We start from the raw sequence: 20,122 nt of genomic DNA on the forward strand, positions 1-20,122 counted from the left end.
ACTGGCCGAACATCGTTCGACGAGAACGTCCCCGGTACGGCCGCGTTCGAATTGTCGCATGCCGTGGCGGCAATTTTGAGAATTATCTTCAGAACTGTTGGCATGAATGATCGCTTTCTTCACTATTGGCACCTACCAATCGAATTTCCAACAGCACGGAGCTCTCATGAAGATCGGCATCCCCCGCGAAATCAAGAACCACGAATACCGCGTGGCCATCAGCCCCGCCGGTGTCCACGAACTCGTCGGCCGCGGCCACGACGTGATCATCGAAGCCGGTGCCGGCGTCGGATCATCCTTCGCCGACGCGGACTTCAAAGCCGCAGGCGCCCAGATCCTCTCGACCGCCGACCAGGTCTGGGAGAGCACCGACCTGCTGCTCAAGGTCAAGGAACCCATCGCCGAGGAATACGCCCGACTGCGCCAGGACCAGGTCCTGTTCACCTACCTGCACCTCGCCGCATCCAAGGACTGCACCGACGCACTGCTGGCGTCGAAGACCACCTCCATCGCCTACGAAACCGTCGTCGGCGCCGACGGGTCCCTGCCCCTGTTGGCCCCGATGAGCGAGGTCGCCGGACGCCTCGCCCCGCAAGCCGGCGCCTACCACCTCATGCGCCAGGGCGGCGGCCGCGGCGTCCTCATGGGCGGCGTCCCCGGCGTACGCCCCGCCAAGGTCGTCGTCATCGGCGCCGGCGTCTCCGGCAAGAACGCCATCGCCGTCGCCTACGGCATGCACGCCGACGTCACCGTCCTCGACCTGTCCATCGCGCGCCTCCGCGAAATCGACGCCCAGTACCACGGCCAGGTCAAGACCATCACCTCCAACACCCTCGAACTCGAGCAGGCCGTCCTCGACGCCGACCTGGTCATCGGCGCCGTCCTCGTCCCCGGCGCCAAGGCCCCCACACTCGTCTCCAACAACCTGGTCTCGCGGATGAAGCCCGGTTCGGTGCTCGTCGACATCGCCATCGACCAGGGCGGCTGCTTCGAGGACTCGAAGCCCACCACCCACGCCGAACCCACGTACCAGGTCCACGACTCGGTGTTCTACTGCGTCGCCAACATGCCCGGCGCCGTCCCCCGCACCTCCACCTACGCCCTCACCAACGCGACCCTGCCGTACGTCGTCGCCCTCGCCGACAAGGGCTGGAAGGAAGCCACCGCCACCGTCCCCGGCCTCGCCGAGGGACTGTCCACCCACGACGGCAAGCTGTTGTCCACCGAAGTCGCTGCCGCGCACGGCTACCCGGTCGCAACACTGCCCGCCTGAGCAAGGCTAGGCGCCGAGCCCGAACGCGACGAGGAACCCGAGCGCGGTGGACAGCCCGACCCACCACCCTCCTTCCCGGTAGGCCTCGGGCATCAGCGAGTCCGCGAGCACGGCGATGGTCGCACCACCGGCGAACGCCTGGATGGTCGCGATGGTGCCGTCGGAGATGGTGTCGGACACGGCGTCGGCACCGATCACCACCAGCACCAGCAGAACGGCGGTGGCCACCCACACCGACAGGGCGCGACCGCGGCTGAAGTGCGGCTGTGACCGCATGGACGCCGCGCCCGCGACCGCCTCGGGCACGTTTCCGACCGCGACGGCGACGAGCAGCACGACCCCGCCTGCGCTGCTGATCGTCACGCCGAGGGCGGTGTTCTCGGGGATGCCGTCGAGCAGTGCGCCGAGCATCAACGCCCAGCCGAGGGCGCCGGCACCGAGTTTCTTCTCGATGAGCCGGTCGGCGACCACGTAGACGAGTGCCCCCGCGAACAGGGCCGCGCCTGCCGTCCAGATCCCTTCGGTCTCGAACGCGGGCTGGAACAGTTCGGTGGACACGGCGGCCACCATCGTTCCCGCACCGAACGCCATGAGTGCCGCGAGGACCGGCCGCGGCAGGTCGTAGCGGAGGCCGATGACGGCACCGATCAGCAGGGGTACGGCCGTGCCGAGGCCGTACAGAGTCGCGGTCAACATGGTCGAGAGCGTATCCAGACGACGCGTGGATGCGGGACAATCGGACGATGGCTTGGCTCGAGGTCGTGCGCACCGGACCGTTCACCACCGTGCAGGATCGCGGCCGCCCCGGGTACGCGTCCATCGGCGTCGGCGAGTCGGGTGCCGCCGACCGCGAGGCGCACGACAGCGCAAACAGGTTGGTGGGCAACCACTCCGACGCAGCCACCCTGGAGGTCACACTCGGTGGGCTCGCGGTGCGGGCGGCCGGGACCGTCTCCGTCGCCGTCACGGGCGCCCGCAACCCCGTCACCGTCAATGCCAAACCCCGACCCGACTACACGATGCTGCACCTGAACACCGGCGACCTGCTGGAGATCGCATTCGCGCCGGAGGGGCTGCGCAGTTACGTCGCGGTGCGCGGAGGTTTCGACGTGCCCGCGGTGATGGGCAGCCGGTCCACCGACACGCTGTCGGGCCTCGGCCCCGATCCCGTCGCCGAGGGTGACCGGTTGCTCGTCGGCGCGGATGCCGGCGACTGGCCCGCCGACGAGATCATCCCGCCACCCGTCGCATCCGAGGATCCGATGACGATGCGTGTCCGGCTCGGACCGCGGGACGACTGGTTCACACCGGCATCCGTCGACGCCCTTCTCCGCGAGACGTGGACGGTCAGTTCCGATACCAACCGGGTGGGGGCGCGACTCGAGGGCCCGGGCGCGCTGCACCGGTCCGTGCGGGACGAGATGCCGAGCGAGGCCATGGTGGCGGGCGCCCTGCAGGTGCCGCCGAACGGTCAGCCGATCCTGTTCCTCGCCGACCATCCGGTGACGGGCGGCTACCCGGTGATCGCCGTGGTCGCCGAGGCCGACCTGCCGCGGGCCGCGCAGTTGCGGCCCGGGCACCGGGTGCGGTTCCACCGCGCAGTGGCGTCGCCGCTCCCGAGGTGACTGGATTCAGCTCCGGCGGCGGGCGGGAACCTAGCTCCGGCGGCGCCGGGCGATGTCGGCGAGCACGACACCCGCGGCGACGGACGCGTTGAGCGATTCGACGGGGCCTGCCATCGGGATGCTGAGGATGGCGTCGCAGTTCTCGCGCACCAGACGCGACAGTCCCTTGCCCTCGGAGCCGACCACGACGACCACGGGGCCGCTGCCGTCGAACTCGTCGAGCGTGGTGTCGCCACCCGCGTCGAGCCCGACCACCTGGACGCCCTTGGACGCCCAATCCTTCAGCGTGCGAGTGAGGTTGGTGGCGCGGGCGATCGGCAGACGCGCTGCGGCACCGGCGCTGGTGCGCCACGCCACCGCGGTGACCGAGGCACTGCGGCGCTCGGGGATGACCACACCGTGACCACCGAACGCGGCCACCGACCGGACGACGGCACCGAGGTTGCGGGGGTCGGTGATGTTGTCGAGGGCCACGAGCAGCGGCGCCTCCTGGTGCTTGCGGGCTTCCGCGATCAGGTCGTCGGGGTGCGCGTAGCGGTACGGCGGCACCTGCAACGCGATGCCCTGGTGCATGCCGTTGGCACTGAGCCGGTCGAGATCGGTGCGGGGAACCTCGAGGATGGAGATGCCCGCGTCGGCCGCCCGCTGGACGGATTCCTTCAGACGGTCGTCGCTCTCGGTCCCGACCGCGACGTACAGCGCGGTCGCGGGGACACCGGCGCGCAGGCACTCGACGACGGGGTTGCGGCCCAGCACGTTCTCGGGACCGTCGACCGCCTTGCGGCCTGCGGTCTGACGTCCGCGGCCCGGCTGCTTCTCGGCGTCCCGGGCGGCGCGGGCGGCACGCTTGGCGGCGGGGTGCTTGGTGCGGGCCTCCGCGGGCGGCGTGGCGCCGCGGCCTTCCAGCCCCTTGCGCCGCTGGCCACCGGAACCGGCGACCTGTCCCTTCTTGGTGCCGGCTTTGCGGATGGCTCCGCGCCTACTCGAATTTCCAGCCATTACTACTGTCCTGCCTTGAGAGACCACTCGGGCCCGTTGGGGGTATCGGTGACCTCGATGCCCGCCCGGATGAGACGGTCACGCACCTCGTCGGCCACAGCCCAGTTCTTCTCGGCGCGGGCAGTCTGCCTGCGCTCGAGTTCGGCCCGGACCAGAACGTCCAGGGCATCGGTTGCCGCGGACGCGTCCGCGGTCTCCTGAGTCCAGTGTTCGTCGAGCGGGTCGACGCCGAGGATTCCGAGCATGGCCCGGACCTGCGACGCGATCGCCCGCGCCCCCTCGAGGTCTCCCCCGTCGAGCGCGATGTTGCCCTCGCGGACCTTGCCGTGCACCTCGGCGAGTGCGGCGGGGACGGCGAGGTCGTCGTCGAGCGCGCGGGCGAATGCGTCCGTCCACCGGCCGACCTCGACCTCACCGGCGCGCTCCTGCGTGCGCGTGACGAACGATTCGATGCGGCGGTACGCGGCCGCGCCCTCGTCGAGCGCGGTGTCGGAGTACTCGAGCATCGACCGGTAGTGGGCGCTGCCCAGGTAGTACCGAAGCTCTTGCGGCCGAACCTTTTTCAGCACGTTCGGCACCGAGAGAACGTTACCGAGCGACTTCGACATCTTCTCGCCACCCATGGTGACCCAGCCGTTGTGCAGCCAGTACTGCGCGAAGTCGTCGCCGGCGCACTTGGCCTGCGCGATCTCGTTCTCGTGGTGCGGGAACACCAGGTCCAGGCCACCGCAGTGGATGTCGAACGCACCCCCGAGATAGAACTCGGCCATCGCGGAGCACTCGAGGTGCCAGCCCGGCCTGCCGCGGCCCCACGGCGTCGGCCACGACGGCTCGCCCGGCTTCTCCGCCTTCCACAGCGTGAAGTCGCGGGGGTCGCGCTTGCATTCGCCGGCGCTCTCGCCCTGGTGCACGTCGTCGAGTTTGTGCCCGGACAGGCTGCCGTACTGCGGGTAGCTGCGGACGTCGAAGTAGACGTCGCCGCCCGCCGCGTACGCGTGGCCGTTGTCGATGAGGCGCTGCATCATCTCGACCATCTGCGTGATGTGCCCGGTGGCGCGCGGCTCGACGGACGGCGGCAGCACACCCAGTTGCTGGTAGGCCCACGTGAAGGACCGCTCGAACGTGGCGGCCCACTCCCACCACGGCCTGCCCGCCTCGGCGGCCTTGTTCAGGATCTTGTCTTCGATGTCCGTGACGTTGCGGACGAACGCCACGTCGTAGTCGTGGGCGAGCAGCCAGCGTCGCAGCACGTCGAAGGCGACGCCGCTGCGTACGTGGCCGATATGGGGGTCGCCCTGCACCGTGGCGCCACACAGGTACACCGATGCGTGTCCAGGGGCCAGCGGAGCGAAGTCACGCAAGGCCCGCGTCTCGGTGTCGAATAGGCGCAGGGTCACGACCAGCGATCCTACCTGGCGCTTCGATCGGGAATGACCAATGCGGTGGCCATCGCGGCGATCCCCTCGCCGCGGCCGGTGAGACCGAGCCCGTCCGTGGTGGTCGCGGACACCGAAACCGGGGCTCCGAGAATGTCGCTCAGCACCTTCTGGGCCTCGTTCCGGCGCGGTCCGATCTTCGGCCGGTTCCCGATCACCTGGACCGCTGCGTTGGCGACACCGAAGTCGTCCTCTTCCAGAAGCCGGCGGACCTCCGCGAGCATCGCGGCGCCGCTCACCCCGGACCATTCGGGCCTGCCGGTTCCGAAGACGGAGCCGAGATCGCCGAGGCCGGCGGCGGAGAGCAGGGCGTCGCAGAGTGCGTGGACGGCGACGTCGCCGTCGGAGTGACCCGCGCAGCCGTTCTCGTCCTCGAACAGCAGGCCCGCCATCCAGCACGGCCGTCCCTGCTCGATCGGGTGGACGTCCGTCCCGATTCCGACTCGCACTAGTGCGCTCCCTCTTCCACCAGCGCGCGGGCCAGCACGAGGTCCAGCGGCGTGGTGATCTTGAATGCTGTGGGTTCTCCGACGATGCTGCGGACGCGTTCGCCGAGCCGTTCCACCAGGCCGGCGTCGTCGGTGGCAATGCCGTCGGCGGCGGCGTACGCGCGGCGGAGCAGTTCCGCGGTGAAACCCTGCGGCGTCTGCACGGCCCGCAGTTCGGACCGCTCGGGGGTGCCGGTGACCGCGCCGAGAACGTCGACGGTCTTGATGGTGTCCGCGACCGGGAGGACGGGGATGACGGCGCTGCGGCCGCACCGCAGTTCCGCGACCACTCGCGCGATGAGCGACGGCGGCGTCAGAGCGCGAGCGGCGTCGTGCACGAGGACGTATTCGGCGTCGTCCGCGACGGCGAGTCCGGCGCGAACCGAATCGGTCCGCTCGCTTCCACCCGCCACGACGGTGACGCCACCGGGGAGGAGGCTGCGCGTCGACTCGACGAGTTCCTCCGGCACGATCACGACGACGCGGTCGACAGCCCCCGACTGCAGGAGCCCGTCGACCGCGCGTGTCAGCATGGTCGTCCCACCGAGATCAACGAATGCCTTGGGCGTGTTCTCGCCCAAACGCACTCCCTGACCTGCGGCGGGAACCAGCGCGACTACAGGACCTGTTGCCTCGGCCACTGCGTGAATCGCGACTGTCTAGGACGCGGCCGCGAGGACCTCGTCGAGGATGGTCTCGGCCTTGTCGCTGTCGGTGCCTTCGGCCAGCGCGAGTTCGCCGACGAGAATCTGCCGCGCCTTCGCGAGCATGCGCTTCTCTCCCGCGGACAGGCCGCGGTCCTGCTCACGACGCCACAGGTCACGAACGACCTCGGCGACCTTGTTGACGTCACCGGACGCGAGCTTTTCGAGATTCGCCTTGTAGCGGCGTGACCAGTTGGTGGGTTCTTCGGTGTGCGGAGCCCGCAGTACCTGGAAGACCTTGTCGAGACCTTCCTGGCCGACGACGTCGCGTACGCCCACGTACTCTGCGTTGTCTGCGGGAACCCGTACGGTGAGATCGCCCTGAGCAACCTTGAGAACGAGATATTCCTTCTGCTCACCCTTGATGGTGCGGGTTTCAATAGCTTCGATCAGCGCCGCACCGTGATGGGGGTATACGACGGTGTCTCCGACCTTAAAAATCATCTGTCCCGTGCCCCTTTCGATCATTCGAGTTTAACACGTGTCCGGATCCTGGTCGCATCAACGGTGCAGGTCAGGGGCATCATGGCCTGACCCTAGGGGTTGACAGGTGTCCCGATACGTGCATTCCGGACACCCCGATGAGGCCGTTCTCCGGCGCCGAAACCGCACGCAGACAACCATTGTGAGTACCCAGCGAGCAGGCCACGCGGAGGAACTACTACTCTGCCTAGTTGAAGTGCGAACCTGACACCGGAGGACAACTCGTGACTGCTCTCGACAAGTCGACTCGCCGAGTCGCTACCGCCGTCGCTCTCGCTGCCGGCGCAGCCCTCGCGCTGTCCGCGTGCAGTGCGGGCCAGATCACCCAGACGTCGAGTCAGGTCGCCGCGGTCAACGGCAACAGCGCGGAGTCCGGGTCGATCGCCCTGCGCAACGTGCACGTCGTCTACCCCAACTCCGCCGAGTACAGCCTCGAGCCGGGGAGCAACGCCGTCCTGGCGTTCACCGCGATCAACAACAACGAGGACACCCCGGACAAGCTGACCCGCATCAGCACCGACTTCGCGGGGTCCGTCACGCTCGGCGAGAAGTCCGGCGGACTCGAGATCCCGCCGCAGAGCGCGCTCGTCGCCGGTCTGCCGGTCGGGGACGCCGAAGCAAGCGCGGACGCCGCAGCCGAGACGGACGAGATCGCCGACGCGCCGACCGACGTCGTCCTGGTGACGCTGAACAGCCTGAAGGAGGGCGTCCGCCCGGGCCTCACCTTCCCCGTCACGTTCGCGTTCGAGAAGGCCGGAGACATCACCGTGTCCGTGCCCGTCGACGCGGGCCACGAGACCGAGCGGCACGTCTCCGACAAGTCGGCAGGCACCGAGGCCGAGGGCGGCGGACACTAACAGCCGGCCCGGGTCCGCTGTCGGACCCGATACCTAGGCTGGCCCGGTGGCCAAACTCAAATCCAGCTTCCGCTGCTCGTCGTGCCAGTGCACGGTTCCCAAATGGGTCGGGCGGTGCCCCGAGTGCGGTAGCTGGGGCTCGATGGACGAGGCCCCGATCGTCGCGTCCGTCGCGAGCAGGCCGGGCGCCTCGCTCGCGAAAGCGGGGGCCGGAGCCGTCCTTCCGTCCACCCCGGCCACTCCGATCACGAAGATCGACAGCACGTCCACCCGCGCCAAGCCCACCGGCATCGACGAACTCGACCGTGTTCTCGGCGGCGGCGTGGTGCCCGGATCCGTCGTCCTCCTCGCCGGCGAACCCGGCGTCGGCAAGTCGACCCTGCTCCTCGAAGTGGTCCACCAGTGGGCCCGCCGCGGCCCGGACGACCGGTCCCTCTACGTCACCGGTGAGGAATCCGCCGGGCAGGTGCGACTGCGGGCCGACCGCACCGGCGCCGTCCACGAGCGGGTGTACCTCGCCGCCGAATCCGACCTCGCGACCATCCTCGGCCACGTCGAGCAGGTGCGTCCCACCCTGCTGATCGTCGACTCCGTGCAGACCATGCTGGCCGCGGACGTCGACGGCGTGGTCGGCGGCGTCACCCAGGTGAAGGCCGTCACCAGCGCCCTCACTTCCCTCGCGAAGGCCAGCGGGGTGCCGGTGCTCCTCATCGGCCACGTCACCAAGGACGGTGCGGTCGCCGGCCCGCGATCACTCGAGCATCTCGTCGACGTGGTGCTGCACTTCGAGGGCGACAAGCATTCGACGCTGCGGATGGTGCGCGGCGTCAAGAACCGGTTCGGTGCCGCCGACGAGGTCGGTTGCTTCGAACTGCGCGAAGACGGCATCGCCGGCATCAGCGACCCGTCCGGACTGTTCCTCCACCACCGCGCCGAGGCCGTTCCCGGAACCGCCGTCACCGTCATGATGGACGGCAAACGGCCCCTCCTCGGTGAGGTGCAGGCCCTCGTCGCCGCGACGTCCATGCCCGCACCCCGCCGCGCCGTGAGCGGACTCGACAGCGCCCGGGTGGCCATGGTCCTGGCCGTGCTCGACCGCCGGTGCGGGGTGCCGATCGCGAAGAACGACGTCTACGCGGCCACCGTCGGCGGGATGCGGATGACCGAGCCGTCCGCCGACCTGGCACTGGCGCTCGCCGTCGCGTCCGCGGTGAGGGACCGTCCCGTTCCCGACGGGCTCGTGATCCTCGGCGAAGTGGGACTGGCCGGCGAGGTGCGCCGGGTGCCCGGCGTCGGGCGCAGGCTCGCCGAGGCGCACCGCCTCGGATTCACCCGCGCCATCGTTCCCCTCGACTCCGGGGCGGCGCCGAAGGGCATGAAGATCACCGAGGTCGGGAACCTGGCAGCGGCGATCGCGTCGCTGCGGTAGTACTGCTCAGATCGACGACGTTCCGAACGGGCGTTCCGGCACACCGTCCACGAAGTCCTTCGTCTTCTCGAAGTGTTCGGCCGTGACGGTGAGGAACAGACCCCGCGACGTCGCCACCACCACGTCCGGGTCCGCCGTGGGCCCCTCGACGATGCGCGCCTCGGCGCTCGTGTACACCTTGCGGCGGATCGACCCGTCGACCCGCGCGTGGAATTCGAGGACGGAACCCAGCGGGATGGGCCTGGCGAAGTCGATCTCGAGATGCCCGGTGACCACCGGTCCGTCGACGATCGACCGGCACACCATGCCCTGCGCCTCGTCGAACGCCGTCGAGAGGATGCCGCCGTGGATCACCCCCGGACCGCCCTGGTAGCGGGGTGCCACCTCGAGGCGCCCCCACACATCGAGACCGTCCCCGGCGGTGAAGCTCATCGACATCCCGGCGGGCGACTGGTCTCCGCACCCGAAGCACCTCGACCAGTGGTGCGGCACCGGCTGACCTGCGGCGGGAAAGCTGTCGACCAGTCCGGGCAGGGTCAGGTCGTCGGGCAAAGTCCAGGTACCACTCATGGATAGGTAATCTAAACGCGGGTCCGGACGTGTTTTCGCGGCGGTCCCCGACAAGTGACGTCTACCTCAGCGGGAGTATTGCGCGATGAACGATGCCGAGTCGTCGTCTGCACTGCGCGAAACGATTGCCCGGCTGGCTCCCGGAACTGCACTTCGCGACGGTCTGGAACGCATTCTGCGCGGCCGCACGGGCGCATTGATCGTCCTCGGTTACGACGAGCAGATGGAAGAGATCTGCGACGGCGGCTTCGAGCTCGACGTGGAGTTCGCCCCGACCCGCCTGCGTGAGCTGTCGAAGATGGACGGCGCCGTGGTCCTGTCCACCGACGGGTCCCGCATCGTGCGCGCCAACGTCCAGCTGGTGCCCGACCACAAGATTCCGACCGTCGAGTCCGGCACCCGTCACCGCGCCGCCGAGCGGACGGCCATGCAGACCGGGTACCCGGTGGTGTCGGTCAGCCAGTCGATGAGCATCGTCAGCGTGTACGTCGGCGGCATCCGGCACGTCATCGACGGGTCCGCGACGATCCTGTCGCGCGCCAATCAGGCGGTGGCCACGCTCGAGCGGTACAAGGCGCGGCTCGACGAGGTGACCCGCCAGCTGTCGGTGGTGGAGATCGAGGATTTCGTCACGCTCCGCGACGCCCTGACCGTGGTGCAGCGCCTGGAGATGGTGCGGCGCGTGTCCGTCGAGATCGAGCAGGACGTGCTCGAACTCGGGACGGACGGGCGGCAGCTCGCACTGCAACTCGAGGAACTCGTCGGCGACAACGACGTGGCGAGGGAACTCATCGTGCGCGACTATCTGGCCGGTTCCGGCCCGGCGCCCGCCGAGGACGTCGAAAAGTCGCTCACCGCGCTCGACAGGATCACGGACGCAGACCTTCTCGACCTCACGACGCTGGCGCGGGCATTCGGCTACCCGGGCACCATCGAGGCGCTCGAGGCCCCGATGAGCCCCCGCGGCTACCGCGTCCTCACCCGCGTTCCCCGGTTGCAGTTCAACCAGATTCACCGGCTCGTCGGCTCGTTCGGAACTCTGCAGTCGCTGCTGGCCGCGACGGCGGCCGACCTGCAGTCGGTGGAGGGGATCGGCGGGCTGTGGGCGCGCCACATCCGCGAGGGCCTGTCCCGGCTCGCCGAGACGTCGATCTCCGGCCCGTACGACTAGCCCGTACGACTAGTAGGACAACCGCAGCGCGTCCAGTCGGGTGCGGATGGTCAGTGCGCGCGCGAGTTGCGGTCGGTCGCTGCCGCTCCGGACACCCGAGCCGTCGGCGCCGAGACGGTCGATCACCTCGTCGGCCCATGCCGCGTCTTCGGCGGACGGGCTCAGCTCGCGATTGACGTCGCCGGTGTGCGCGGCGTGCATGCAGAGCTTTCCGGACATCCCCATCGACCGCGTGACGGCCAGGGCCTCGACCCGGGTGTCGCGATCGTCGGCGAGCGTGGGTCCGTCGATCGGCGCCGCGATCCCGGCGGCGGCGCTCGCGACGACGAGACGTCCGCGGGCGTAGGCGAGCGCGTCCGGCTCGGCGCCCGCACCCGTGTCCCGTCGGAAATCGCCGCTACCGAAGGCCAATCGCAGCGTGGCGGGCTCGGACGCGATGTCGTACGCGAATTCGATGCCGCGCGCCGACTCGACGAGGGCGAGCACGGGAACCGCCGCGCCGAGCCGGACGGACGTATCCCGGACCTGTTGCCCGGATTCGCTTTTCGCCAGCATGACGCCCTGCAGTCCGGCAAGTCCGCGGAGCGCGTCCACGTCGGCCGACCAGTCGTCGGTGGTCGCGGCGTTGATCCGGACCCAGGCGGCGCCGTCACCGGACAACCACTCGGCGACCGACCGCCGGGCGCCTGATCGTTCCGCAGTGACCACACCGTCCTCGAGGTCGAGGATGACGGCGTCGGCGTCGCTGCGGTCGGCGAGGTCGAAATCCTCGGTCCGCGAAGCGGATACCAGGAGCCACGATCGTGCGTGCCGAGCGTCGAGGGGATTCGCTGTGAGAATGATTCCGGTCCTTACTGTCGATCGTCCGGGCCGGCTTCTCCGACCACGGATTCCAGTGCGACCCGCACCGCGTCCAGGTGTTCGGCCATGGCGCGGGCGGCCTTGTCGTAGCTTCCGGATGCGATGCCGTCCACGATCCGGTCGTGCTCGTCGTTCGACTTCTGCTGCCGGCCCGCAACCAGATTCAGCGTTTCCGACTGCCGGGTGAGGGCTTCGCGGATGTCGACGATGACGGATTCGAACACGCGGTTCCGGCTCGTCCGGGCGATGAACGCGTGGAACTGCGCATCCAGCGACACCCACACGAGCGGGTCGTCCTCGTCCCGCATCTGATCCACCAGGCCGCGCAGGGCAGCCAGGTCCTCGGCGGTGTGCCGCTGCGCCGCCCATCCGGCGGCCGGAATCTCCACGTGCGGGCGGGCCTCGACGAGTTCGTTGGCCGCGTAGTTCCCGAAGTCGAGGTCGCGGGCGATCGAATCGCTGACGACGAACGTCCCGAGGCCCGACTTCGTCTCCGTGAGTCCGAGCGCGTGGCAGGACCGCAGGGCCTCCCGGATCACCGACCGGCTGACGCCGTGCCGCGCCGCGAGGGACGCTTCGGACGGAAGTCGTTCACCGACCGACAGCTCACCCGAGGTGATCGCGTCCCGAAGATCCGCGAGGACGGCCTCGGCGGCACTGACCCGCGCCGTGACAGGGCGCCTGGCTGCCCAGCTGTCTGACAGGTTCATGGGGATATTCTGCTCACGCCTCGGCGGCGACGTCAACACGGCGCGAGTCCCGGGTTGACGACTGCGAGTGAGCGAGGTAACAATTGCACCTGTCTGACAGCCTGGCAGGTGGATAGCCGGGTGGCTCGACCGAGAATCTACCCTCTTCGAGCAGCAGACTCCGTCCACCGCATCCGTGCAGAGCAACAGCGCGCGAATCCCCGTGAGGAATTGATCAAGTGCTCGAAACGCGAACAGAACACGATCTGCTCGGCGACCGCCAAGTGCCTGCGGATTCCTACTGGGGAATCCACACGCTGCGGGCCGTCGAGAACTTCCCGATCACCGGCCGCACGATCTCCACGAACCCCTACCTGATCCGCGGACTCGCGTACGTCAAATGGGCCGCGGCGAGCGCCAACGAGAAACTCGGGATCCTCGACCACCACCGCGCCGACGCGATCGGGCAGGCATGCCGGGAGATCGTCGACGGCCGCTGGCACGAGCAGTTCGTCGTCGACGTCATCCAGGGTGGCGCCGGAACGTCGACCAACATGAACGCCAACGAGGTGATCGCCAACCGGGCGCTCGAGATCCTCGGCCACGGACGCGGTGAATACGGGGAACTCCACCCCAATGAGCACGTGAACCTCAGTCAGTCGACCAACGACGTCTATCCCACGGCGGTCAACATCGCGACGATCTTCGCGATCGACGACCTCCTCGACGCGCTGCGGGTCCTGCAGGACGCGTTCGCGACCAAGGCCGTGGAGTTCGCCGACACCGTGAAGATGGGGCGCACCCAACTCCAGGACGCGGTACCGATGACACTCGGCCAGGAGTTCGCCACCTACTCGGTGATGATCGACGAGGACCGCGCCCGCCTCGGCGAGGCCGCGCTTCTCGTCCACGAGATCAACCTCGGCGCCACCGCGATCGGTACGGGCCTGAACGCACCCGCGGGCTATGCGGAGGCCGCGTGCGACACGCTGCGGGACCTCACCGGACTCCCCCTCGTCCTGGCCACGGACCTCGTCGAGGCCACCCAGGACGTCGGTCAGTTCGTCCACCTCTCCGGCGTGCTCAAGCGGATCGCCGTCAAGCTGTCCAAGGTGTGCAACGACCTCCGTCTGCTGTCGTCGGGACCGCGCGCGGGACTGAACGAGATCAACCTCCCACCGGTACAGGCCGGTTCGTCGATCATGCCCGGCAAGGTCAATCCGGTGATCCCGGAAGTCCTCAACCAGGTGGCCTACGAGGTCATCGGCAACGACGTCACCATCACGATGGCCGCCGAATCGGGCCAGCTCCAGCTCAACGCGTTCGAGCCGATCATCGTGCACTCCCTGTCCGAGGGAATGCGCCACCTCGGCGCCGCCTGCCGGATCCTCGCCGACCGCTGCGTGCTCGGCATCACGGCCAACACCGATCTGCTGCGCGCCCGCGTCGAGGACTCCATCGGGCTCGTCACCGCCCTCAACCCGTACATCGGGTACACCGCGTCGACCCGGATCGCGCAGGAGGCGCTGATCACCGGCCGCAGGGTCGCCGACCTCGTGATCGAGGCGGGACTGCTCGACCGGGACGAACTCGACCGGCTCCTGAGCCCCGAGCATCTCGCCAACCTGAGAGCGTCCGGTTCGCCACGGCAGACACCCGTCGCGGCGACCGCGGAGGTGGTCTCGTGACGATCGAGAAGGACGACACTTCGGGAGACATCTTCGTCGAGGAAGACCTCGGCTACCGGAAAGCGCTCGGCCCGAGACAAATCCAGATGATCGCGATCGGCGGAGCGATCGGCACCGGACTGTTCATGGGCGCGGGCGGACGCCTACAGCAGGCCGGGCCCGCACTCGTCCTCGTCTACGCGCTCTGCGGGTTCTTCGCGTTCCTGATCCTGCGGGCCCTCGGCGAACTCGTCATGCACCGGCCCACCTCCGGGTCGTTCGTGTCGTACTCCCGTGAATTCTTCGGCGAGAAGATGGCCTTCGCCGCGGGCTGGCTGTACTGGATGAACTGGGCGATGACGGCCGTCGTCGACGTCACCGCCGTCGCGCTGTACATGAATTTCTTCAAGAAGTACTGGGCACCGCTCGGGAACGTCGACCAATGGGTCTTCGCCCTGGCCGCCGTCGTCCTCGTCCTCGGGCTGAACCTCGTGTCAGTCAAGGTGTTCGGCGAGCTGGAATTCTGGTTCGCGCTCATCAAGGTCGTCGCCCTGGCCGCGTTCCTCGGCTTCGGAATCTACTTCGTGCTGTTCGGAACGCCGATCGAAGGCCACAGCTCGGGCTTCAGCATGATCGCCGACAACGGCGGACTCTTCCCCAACGGCGTGCTGCCCGCCGTCGTGGTGATCCAGGGCGTCGTCTTCGCGTACGCCTCGATCGAACTCGTGGGCACCACGGCCGGCGAGACGAAGAACCCACAGAAGGTCATCCCCAAGGCGATCAACACGGTCATCATCCGGATCCTCGTCTTCTACGTCGGATCCGTGCTGCTGCTGTCGCTGCTGCTCCCGTACACCGAGTACCACGCCGGCGAAAGCCCGTTCGTCACGTTCTTCGGCTCCATCAACGTGCAGGGCGCCGACGCGATCATGAACCTCGTGGTGCTCACAGCCGCGCTGTCGTCGCTCAATGCCGGCCTGTACTCCACCGGGCGAATCCTGCATTCGATGGCCATGGCCGGGTCGGCGCCGTCGTTCGCCGCCCGGATGAACAAGGCCGGAGTGCCGTACGGCGGCATCGCCCTCACCGGATTCGTCATCCTGCTGGGCGTGGGACTCAACGCCGTCGTTCCCACGCAGGCATTCGAGATCGTCCTGAACCTCGCCGCACTCGGGATCATCAGCGCCTGGGCCGTCATCGTGCTGTGCCAGCTGAAACTGTGGAAACTCGCTAAGGACGGCACCCTCACCCGGCCCGGTTTCCGGATGTTCGGCGCCCCCTACACCGGGCTCCTGACGCTGGTCTTCCTCGGATGCGTCGTCATACTGATGGCATTCGATCACCCCGTCGGGACCTGGACCGTCGGGTCCATCGCGATCATCGCCCCGCTGCTGGTGATCGGGTGGTACGGCGCGAGGAACCGCATCCGGACCCTGGCCTCGGACCGCCCCAACGCCTAGCAAGAAAGGACAACAGTGCCGAAAGTCGCCGTCGTCACCACCGGAGGCACCATCGCCAGCAGGCGGGACGGGCAAGGTGTCAGCAGGCCGGTGGTCGCAGGCTCCGACCTGCTGGCCGGTTCCGGGACCGGGACGGAACTCCGCGTCGTCGACGTGATGTCGAAGGACAGTTCGAGCATGACGTTCGCCGACATGGATCTGGTCCGCGACGCCGTCACCTCGGAACTGCGCGACCCCGATCTGGACGCGGTGGTCGTGCTGCACGGAACCGACACCATGGAGGAGACCGCGTTCCTGGTCGACCTCCACCACACCGACCCGCGGCCGGTGGTCTTCACGGGTGCGCAACGCACCTTCGACCATCCGGAATCCGACGCCCGGACCAACCTGGCCGATGCGATCGCCGCGGGAACGGACCCCGCCCTGCGCGGAGCGGGTGTCCTCATCGCGTTCGGAGGCGCCGTGCACCGGGCGTCGGGGACACGTAAGGCGGACACGACGTCCCTCGACGCGTTCCGGTCCGTCCACCCCGACTCTGTCCAACCCACCGGCGATCTCCGGCGGCAACGCCTCGATCCGTTGTCGTGGCATCCGATCTCCGGAACCCGCGTCGACATCGTGGCCGTCTATCCGGGGGCGGACCGCGTCCAGATCGACGCGTGCCTCGCGGCCGGGGCCCGGGGGCTGGTGCTCGACGGGCTCGGATCCGGGAACGCGAACCCCGCGATCGTCGAAGCGGTCCGGGACTGCACGACCGCCGGAATCCCGGCGGTGGTCACCACCCGGGTGCCGCACGGCCCGACCTCCGCGACGTACGGCGGCGGGGGCGGCGGCCACGACCTCGTCTCGGCGGGGGCACTGTTCTCCACCGACCTCAGGGCAGGTCAGGCCCGCATTCTGCTCGCGGCGCTGCTCGCCGACCCCGACCTCACCGACCTCGACAAGGAATTCGATCGACGCTCACGCGTCGACCCTGCACCGAGGATCAGCTGAGGTTGAACGGCTCCGGCGCGCTGCGGAGCTGGCCGAGCTGCCCGACCACGGTGTACGCGCCGGGCCCCACCGGATCGCGCTGGGGTTCCGGCTGCGTCAGGCAGTCGGGAGCGGACGTCTTGGCCGACCACTTCACGGTGAACTGGGCCTGCTCGCCGGCGGCGAGGGTGCGCACGTCGGCCGCGGACTGCGGGAAGCAGTCGATGTTCGACCACAGGCGCACCGCGCCGTCGATCGTGTAGACGAGGACCTGCTGCAGGCTGCTGCCCAGATCGCGTTCGCACGGCGTGGTGCCGATGTTGGTGACGACCGTCGTGAAGCTCGGCTCCTCGCCCGGCAGGTACGTCGGCTTGTCGGCCGCCACCTTGATGGCCAGCGACTGGTCCGGGCACTGACCCGCGGCGACCGGCTGACCGCTGGGAGCCGCGCTGCTGGAGGCGCCGCTGCTCGACGCCCCCGACGAACCGGACGTACCCGACGACGCCTCGCCGCCGGCGGCAGCGGCGCCACCGCCGCCACCGGACCCGCCCGAACCACCGCTGGACGTGGACGAACCCGAGGCTGTCGGGGAAATCGACACAGGAGTGGTCAGCGACGAACTCGCTGCCGCCGGATCCGTCTCGGAGTCACCGCCACCACGCAGCGAGTTGATCAACCACACCACGAGCAGCAACACGACCACGGCGCCGCCGATCGCCAGCGCCCTGCGGCGCCAGTAAATCTCGGGGGGCAACGGTCCATTCGGTTCCAGCACGACGTCAACGGTAGTTCGGCGTCGCGCGGCAGCGGCTCAGCGACTGCGGCGTGTCGCGGTCAGTCCGTGAGCTCACCGATGTCACCGACAGCGCCCTGCAGGTGGGTGCGGCCGTCGGACAGCTTGTACGTGACACCTGCGATGGCGCACGCGCCGCTCTCCACCTTCTCCGCGATGATGCGCGAACGCTGCATGAGCAGCGCGCCGGTCTCCACCACGTGGCGACCTTCGAGTTCGTCGACGGTAGTGAGGCCCTCTCGGCGTCCCATGAGGATCGACGGGGCGACGCGTTCCACGATGCTGCGGATGAATCCGGGCGGCACGTTGCCGTCGTCGAGGGCGTCGAGCGTCGCCTTGACGGCACCGCAGCTGTCGTGACCGAGCACGACGATCAGCGGCACGTTCAACACGCCGACGGCGTACTCGATGGACCCGAGCACGGCGTCGTCGATCACGTGACCTGCGGTGCGGACGACGAACATGTCGCCCAGACCCTGATCGAAGATGATCTCGGCGGCGACGCGGGAGTCTCCGCAACCGAACAGGACGGCCGTGGGGTGCTGGCCGCCGACGAGCTTCGCCCGATCGGCGACGCCCTGGCTGGGATGGAGCGAGGTGCCGCTGACGAATCTGTCGTTACCCTGACGCAGGGCCTTCCACGCGGACACCGGGTTCGAATTAGGCATGGGATCATTGTGCACCGGGCGTGTGGCACCGTCGCGACGGGATTATGACGACCCCGGAAATTCTGTTTCACCCGTGAACGAAGGGACTTGTGAGGACGAAGTGGCCGTTGACTCCTCCGCGCTGATCAACTGGTACGAGGTCCAGGCCCGGGATCTGCCGTGGCGCCGCGACGGCGTCACCGCCTGGCACATCCTGATGAGCGAGATCATGCTGCAGCAGACACCCGTCGTCCGGGTGGCCCCGATCTGGGAGGAATGGGTGCAGCGCTGGCCGGTCCCGTCCCGCATGGCCGCGTCGAGCCAGGCCGACGTCCTGCGCGCGTGGGGCAAGCTCGGCTACCCGCGTCGCGCGCTGCGACTCCACGAATGCGCCGGTGTGCTCGCCGCCGAGCACGGTGATGTGGTGCCGAGCGACGTCGACACCCTCCTCGGACTGCCCGGTATCGGCGCCTACACCGCACGGGCCGTCGCCTGCTTCGCCTACGGACAGCGGGTCCCCGTCGTCGATACGAACGTCCGCCGGGTGGTCGCCAGGGCGGTGCACGGAAGCGCCGAGCCCGGCAACCCGTCGACCACCCGCGACCTCGCCGACGTGTCCACGCTGCTCCCCCGGACACGCGCCCGCGCCGCCACATTCTCCGCGGCCCTGATGGAACTCGGCGCCACCGTCTGCACCGCCCGCACCCCCGACTGCACCCGGTGTCCGCTGCCGAACTGCGCCTGGGTCGACGCCGGACGTCCCGCGCACACCGGTGAGCGCCGGAAGGTCCAGAAATTCGCGGGCACCGATCGTCAGGTGCGCGGCAAGCTCATGGCCGTGCTCCGCGACAGCACCGCCCCCGTCGAACGCGTCCGGCTCGACCAGGTGTGGCTCGACGACCCCGGGCAACGCGACCGCGCCCTCCACTCCCTGCTGATCGACGGACTCGTCGAGCAGACCGACGACGGGCTCTTCGCCCTCGCGGGCGAGGGGAGCCAGCTCACACGGGAACCGCTTCGATGACGGACGACCGGGGACCGTGCGTGATCGAATCCAGCGTGAATCCGTGGTCGGCCAACAGTCGGCGCCATTCGGTGATCGTGCGCTCGCGACCTCCCAGGAGAACCAGCATGTGGAGATCCAGCAGAGCCATGGGGTGGGTTGTCGCTGCCTCCGGCAGGACCTGCTCGACAATCATCAACCGTCCGCTCGGCGGGATCGCTTGCCGGCAACTGCCGAGGATCTTGCCGGCGGACGCGTCATCCCAGTCGTGGAGAATCTGAGACAGCACGTACACGTCACCATCGCACGGGACGTCGTCGAAGAAACTTCCGCCCACGACTGTCGTTCGTTCACCGATGCCGGCCGAACGAAATCCCGACGGCGCTTCCGCGACCACATGAGGCAGATCGAACAGAATTCCGCGTAGATGCGCGTGCCGATCGAGCAACCGGGTGATCAACGCGCCGGTCCCGCCTCCGACGTCGACGACCGTTCCCACGTCGGACCAGTCGTGCTCGAGCAAAGGCAGCAAGCGCAGCTCGACCAGCCCTGCTTGGCCCCGTGCGAACTCATCGGCTGCCGACGGATTCTCGGACAACCATTCGAAGTACGGCTTGCCGAACGCCGAAGAAAACGATTCCTTCCCCGTTCGGATCGAATGCGCTGCGTGCCCCCACACGAGGTAGGCCTCGTTCGACATCAAGCCGACCAGGTGACGAAGCGAGCCCGGAGTGTCCGCCCGCAGAAGCTCACCGGCCTCCGTCAACGCGAATCGTCCTCCACTGCCTTCCGCAATCAAGCCTTCCGCGACGAGTACCCGCAGGAATCGACCGAGTGCGTCGGCGTCGGCGCCCACGCTCGCCGCGAGATCGGCGAGCAAGCACGCACTGTCCGCCAGCCGGTCGGGCACACCCAGTTCGCAGACGGCTGAAATAGATTGGGACACGATGTATCCCATGATCTGCTTTCTCACTCGGTGGTTGACGTCGCTCATG

The 20,122-nt window shown here is 68.6% G+C and carries 21 protein-coding genes; 9 read left to right on the forward strand and 12 right to left on the reverse strand.

The genetic code is table 11. The annotated features are described in order from the left end of the window. Positions 1-166 precede the first annotated feature (166 nt). Positions 167-1,273, forward strand: coding sequence for an alanine dehydrogenase (gene ald / locus JWS13_RS20795; RefSeq protein WP_206007307.1), 1,107 nt, complete (start codon positions 167-169; stop codon positions 1,271-1,273). 6 nt (positions 1,274-1,279) lie between these two features. Here ald and JWS13_RS20800 read toward each other — a convergent pair whose 3' ends face one another. Continuing rightward, positions 1,280-1,969: a ZIP family metal transporter gene (locus JWS13_RS20800; protein ID WP_206007308.1), complete on the reverse strand. Its 690-nt coding sequence runs from the start codon at positions 1,967-1,969 to the stop codon at positions 1,280-1,282. A gap of 47 nt (positions 1,970-2,016) precedes the next feature. On the opposite strand from JWS13_RS20800, the gene JWS13_RS20805 reads away from it, so the two are divergent. Beyond that, positions 2,017-2,898, forward strand: coding sequence for a 5-oxoprolinase subunit C family protein (locus JWS13_RS20805; protein WP_206007309.1), 882 nt, complete (start codon positions 2,017-2,019; stop codon positions 2,896-2,898). Between the two features lie 30 nt (positions 2,899-2,928). On the opposite strand, the gene rlmB is transcribed toward JWS13_RS20805, so the two are convergent. The 5 genes from rlmB to carD are packed head-to-tail and all read right to left on the reverse strand — an operon-like array spanning position 2,929 to position 6,969. Next, complete coding sequence (rlmB, locus tag JWS13_RS20810) at positions 2,929-3,897, reverse strand: 23S rRNA (guanosine(2251)-2'-O)-methyltransferase RlmB (RefSeq protein WP_087559723.1); 969 nt, start codon at positions 3,895-3,897, stop codon at positions 2,929-2,931. A gap of 2 nt (positions 3,898-3,899) precedes the next feature. Continuing rightward, the gene (gene cysS, locus JWS13_RS20815; RefSeq protein WP_087559724.1) at positions 3,900-5,294 is read right to left on the reverse strand and encodes a cysteine--tRNA ligase; all 1,395 of its coding nucleotides are present in this window, start codon (positions 5,292-5,294) and stop codon (positions 3,900-3,902) included. 11 nt (positions 5,295-5,305) lie between these two features. Continuing rightward, positions 5,306-5,782, reverse strand: a complete 477-nt coding sequence (gene ispF / locus JWS13_RS20820; protein ID WP_005244898.1) for a 2-C-methyl-D-erythritol 2,4-cyclodiphosphate synthase — start codon at positions 5,780-5,782, stop codon at positions 5,306-5,308. Continuing rightward, positions 5,782-6,462, reverse strand: a complete 681-nt coding sequence (gene ispD / locus JWS13_RS20825) for a 2-C-methyl-D-erythritol 4-phosphate cytidylyltransferase (RefSeq protein WP_206007310.1) — start codon at positions 6,460-6,462, stop codon at positions 5,782-5,784. The genes ispF and ispD overlap by 1 nt, the downstream gene beginning before the upstream one ends. An 18-nt stretch (positions 6,463-6,480) precedes the next feature. After that, positions 6,481-6,969, reverse strand: a complete 489-nt coding sequence (gene carD, locus JWS13_RS20830; protein ID WP_005262216.1) for an RNA polymerase-binding transcription factor CarD — start codon at positions 6,967-6,969, stop codon at positions 6,481-6,483. 263 nt (positions 6,970-7,232) lie between these two features. On the opposite strand from carD, the gene JWS13_RS20835 reads away from it, so the two are divergent. Further along, on the forward strand, positions 7,233-7,865 hold the full coding sequence (locus tag JWS13_RS20835; protein ID WP_206007311.1) for a copper chaperone PCu(A)C domain-containing protein: 633 nt from the start codon (positions 7,233-7,235) through the stop codon (positions 7,863-7,865). Between the two features lie 46 nt (positions 7,866-7,911). Continuing rightward, complete coding sequence (gene radA / locus JWS13_RS20840) at positions 7,912-9,294, forward strand: DNA repair protein RadA (protein ID WP_087559728.1); 1,383 nt, start codon at positions 7,912-7,914, stop codon at positions 9,292-9,294. A 6-nt stretch (positions 9,295-9,300) separates the two neighbouring features. On the opposite strand, the gene JWS13_RS20845 is transcribed toward radA, so the two are convergent. After that, the gene (locus JWS13_RS20845; protein ID WP_206007312.1) at positions 9,301-9,864 is read right to left on the reverse strand and encodes a PaaI family thioesterase; all 564 of its coding nucleotides are present in this window, start codon (positions 9,862-9,864) and stop codon (positions 9,301-9,303) included. An 85-nt stretch (positions 9,865-9,949) separates the two neighbouring features. Between JWS13_RS20845 and disA the strand changes: the two genes are divergently transcribed. Then, complete coding sequence (gene disA, locus JWS13_RS20850) at positions 9,950-11,035, forward strand: DNA integrity scanning diadenylate cyclase DisA (protein WP_012691546.1); 1,086 nt, start codon at positions 9,950-9,952, stop codon at positions 11,033-11,035. A 9-nt stretch (positions 11,036-11,044) separates the two neighbouring features. Here disA and JWS13_RS20855 read toward each other — a convergent pair whose 3' ends face one another. Then, positions 11,045-11,878 carry an HpcH/HpaI aldolase/citrate lyase family protein gene (locus JWS13_RS20855; RefSeq protein ID WP_206011675.1) on the reverse strand — a complete coding sequence of 278 codons (834 nt, stop codon included), beginning with the start codon at positions 11,876-11,878 and terminating at the stop codon, positions 11,045-11,047. An 8-nt stretch (positions 11,879-11,886) separates the two neighbouring features. Continuing rightward, positions 11,887-12,606: a FadR/GntR family transcriptional regulator gene (locus tag JWS13_RS20860; protein ID WP_012691544.1), complete on the reverse strand. Its 720-nt coding sequence runs from the start codon at positions 12,604-12,606 to the stop codon at positions 11,887-11,889. A 218-nt stretch (positions 12,607-12,824) separates the two neighbouring features. Between JWS13_RS20860 and JWS13_RS20865 the strand changes: the two genes are divergently transcribed. From JWS13_RS20865 to JWS13_RS20875, 3 genes are read left to right on the forward strand one after another with little or no spacing between them, the layout of a single operon-like run. Then, the gene (locus JWS13_RS20865) at positions 12,825-14,273 is read left to right on the forward strand and encodes an aspartate ammonia-lyase (RefSeq protein ID WP_206007313.1); all 1,449 of its coding nucleotides are present in this window, start codon (positions 12,825-12,827) and stop codon (positions 14,271-14,273) included. Further along, complete coding sequence (locus JWS13_RS20870; RefSeq protein WP_206007314.1) at positions 14,270-15,712, forward strand: amino acid permease; 1,443 nt, start codon at positions 14,270-14,272, stop codon at positions 15,710-15,712. Before JWS13_RS20865 ends, JWS13_RS20870 begins: the two co-directional genes overlap by 4 nt. Positions 15,713-15,727: 15 nt before the next feature. Next, the gene (locus tag JWS13_RS20875) at positions 15,728-16,705 is read left to right on the forward strand and encodes an asparaginase (protein WP_206007315.1); all 978 of its coding nucleotides are present in this window, start codon (positions 15,728-15,730) and stop codon (positions 16,703-16,705) included. Here the strand turns inward: JWS13_RS20875 and JWS13_RS20880 are convergent. Together JWS13_RS20880 and JWS13_RS20885 are read right to left on the reverse strand one after the other, a co-directional pair. Further along, positions 16,698-17,459: a hypothetical protein gene (locus JWS13_RS20880; RefSeq protein WP_206007316.1), complete on the reverse strand. Its 762-nt coding sequence runs from the start codon at positions 17,457-17,459 to the stop codon at positions 16,698-16,700. The two genes, JWS13_RS20875 and JWS13_RS20880, sit on opposite strands and share 8 nt — an antisense overlap. Positions 17,460-17,518: 59 nt before the next feature. Beyond that, positions 17,519-18,145, reverse strand: coding sequence for a carbonic anhydrase (locus JWS13_RS20885; RefSeq protein ID WP_087559736.1), 627 nt, complete (start codon positions 18,143-18,145; stop codon positions 17,519-17,521). A 100-nt stretch (positions 18,146-18,245) separates the two neighbouring features. Between JWS13_RS20885 and JWS13_RS20890 the strand changes: the two genes are divergently transcribed. Then, entirely contained in the window at positions 18,246-19,148 is a 903-nt protein-coding gene (locus JWS13_RS20890; RefSeq protein WP_206007317.1) for an HhH-GPD family protein, read from the forward strand. Here the strand turns inward: JWS13_RS20890 and JWS13_RS20895 are convergent. Continuing rightward, entirely contained in the window at positions 19,126-20,121 is a 996-nt protein-coding gene (locus JWS13_RS20895) for a methyltransferase (protein WP_206007318.1), read from the reverse strand. The genes JWS13_RS20890 and JWS13_RS20895 overlap by 23 nt on opposite strands. Between the last annotated feature and the right edge of the window lies 1 nt (position 20,122).

The organism is Rhodococcus pseudokoreensis, from assembly GCF_017068395.1.
Lineage (GTDB): Bacteria > Actinomycetota > Actinomycetes > Mycobacteriales > Mycobacteriaceae > Rhodococcus_F > Rhodococcus_F pseudokoreensis.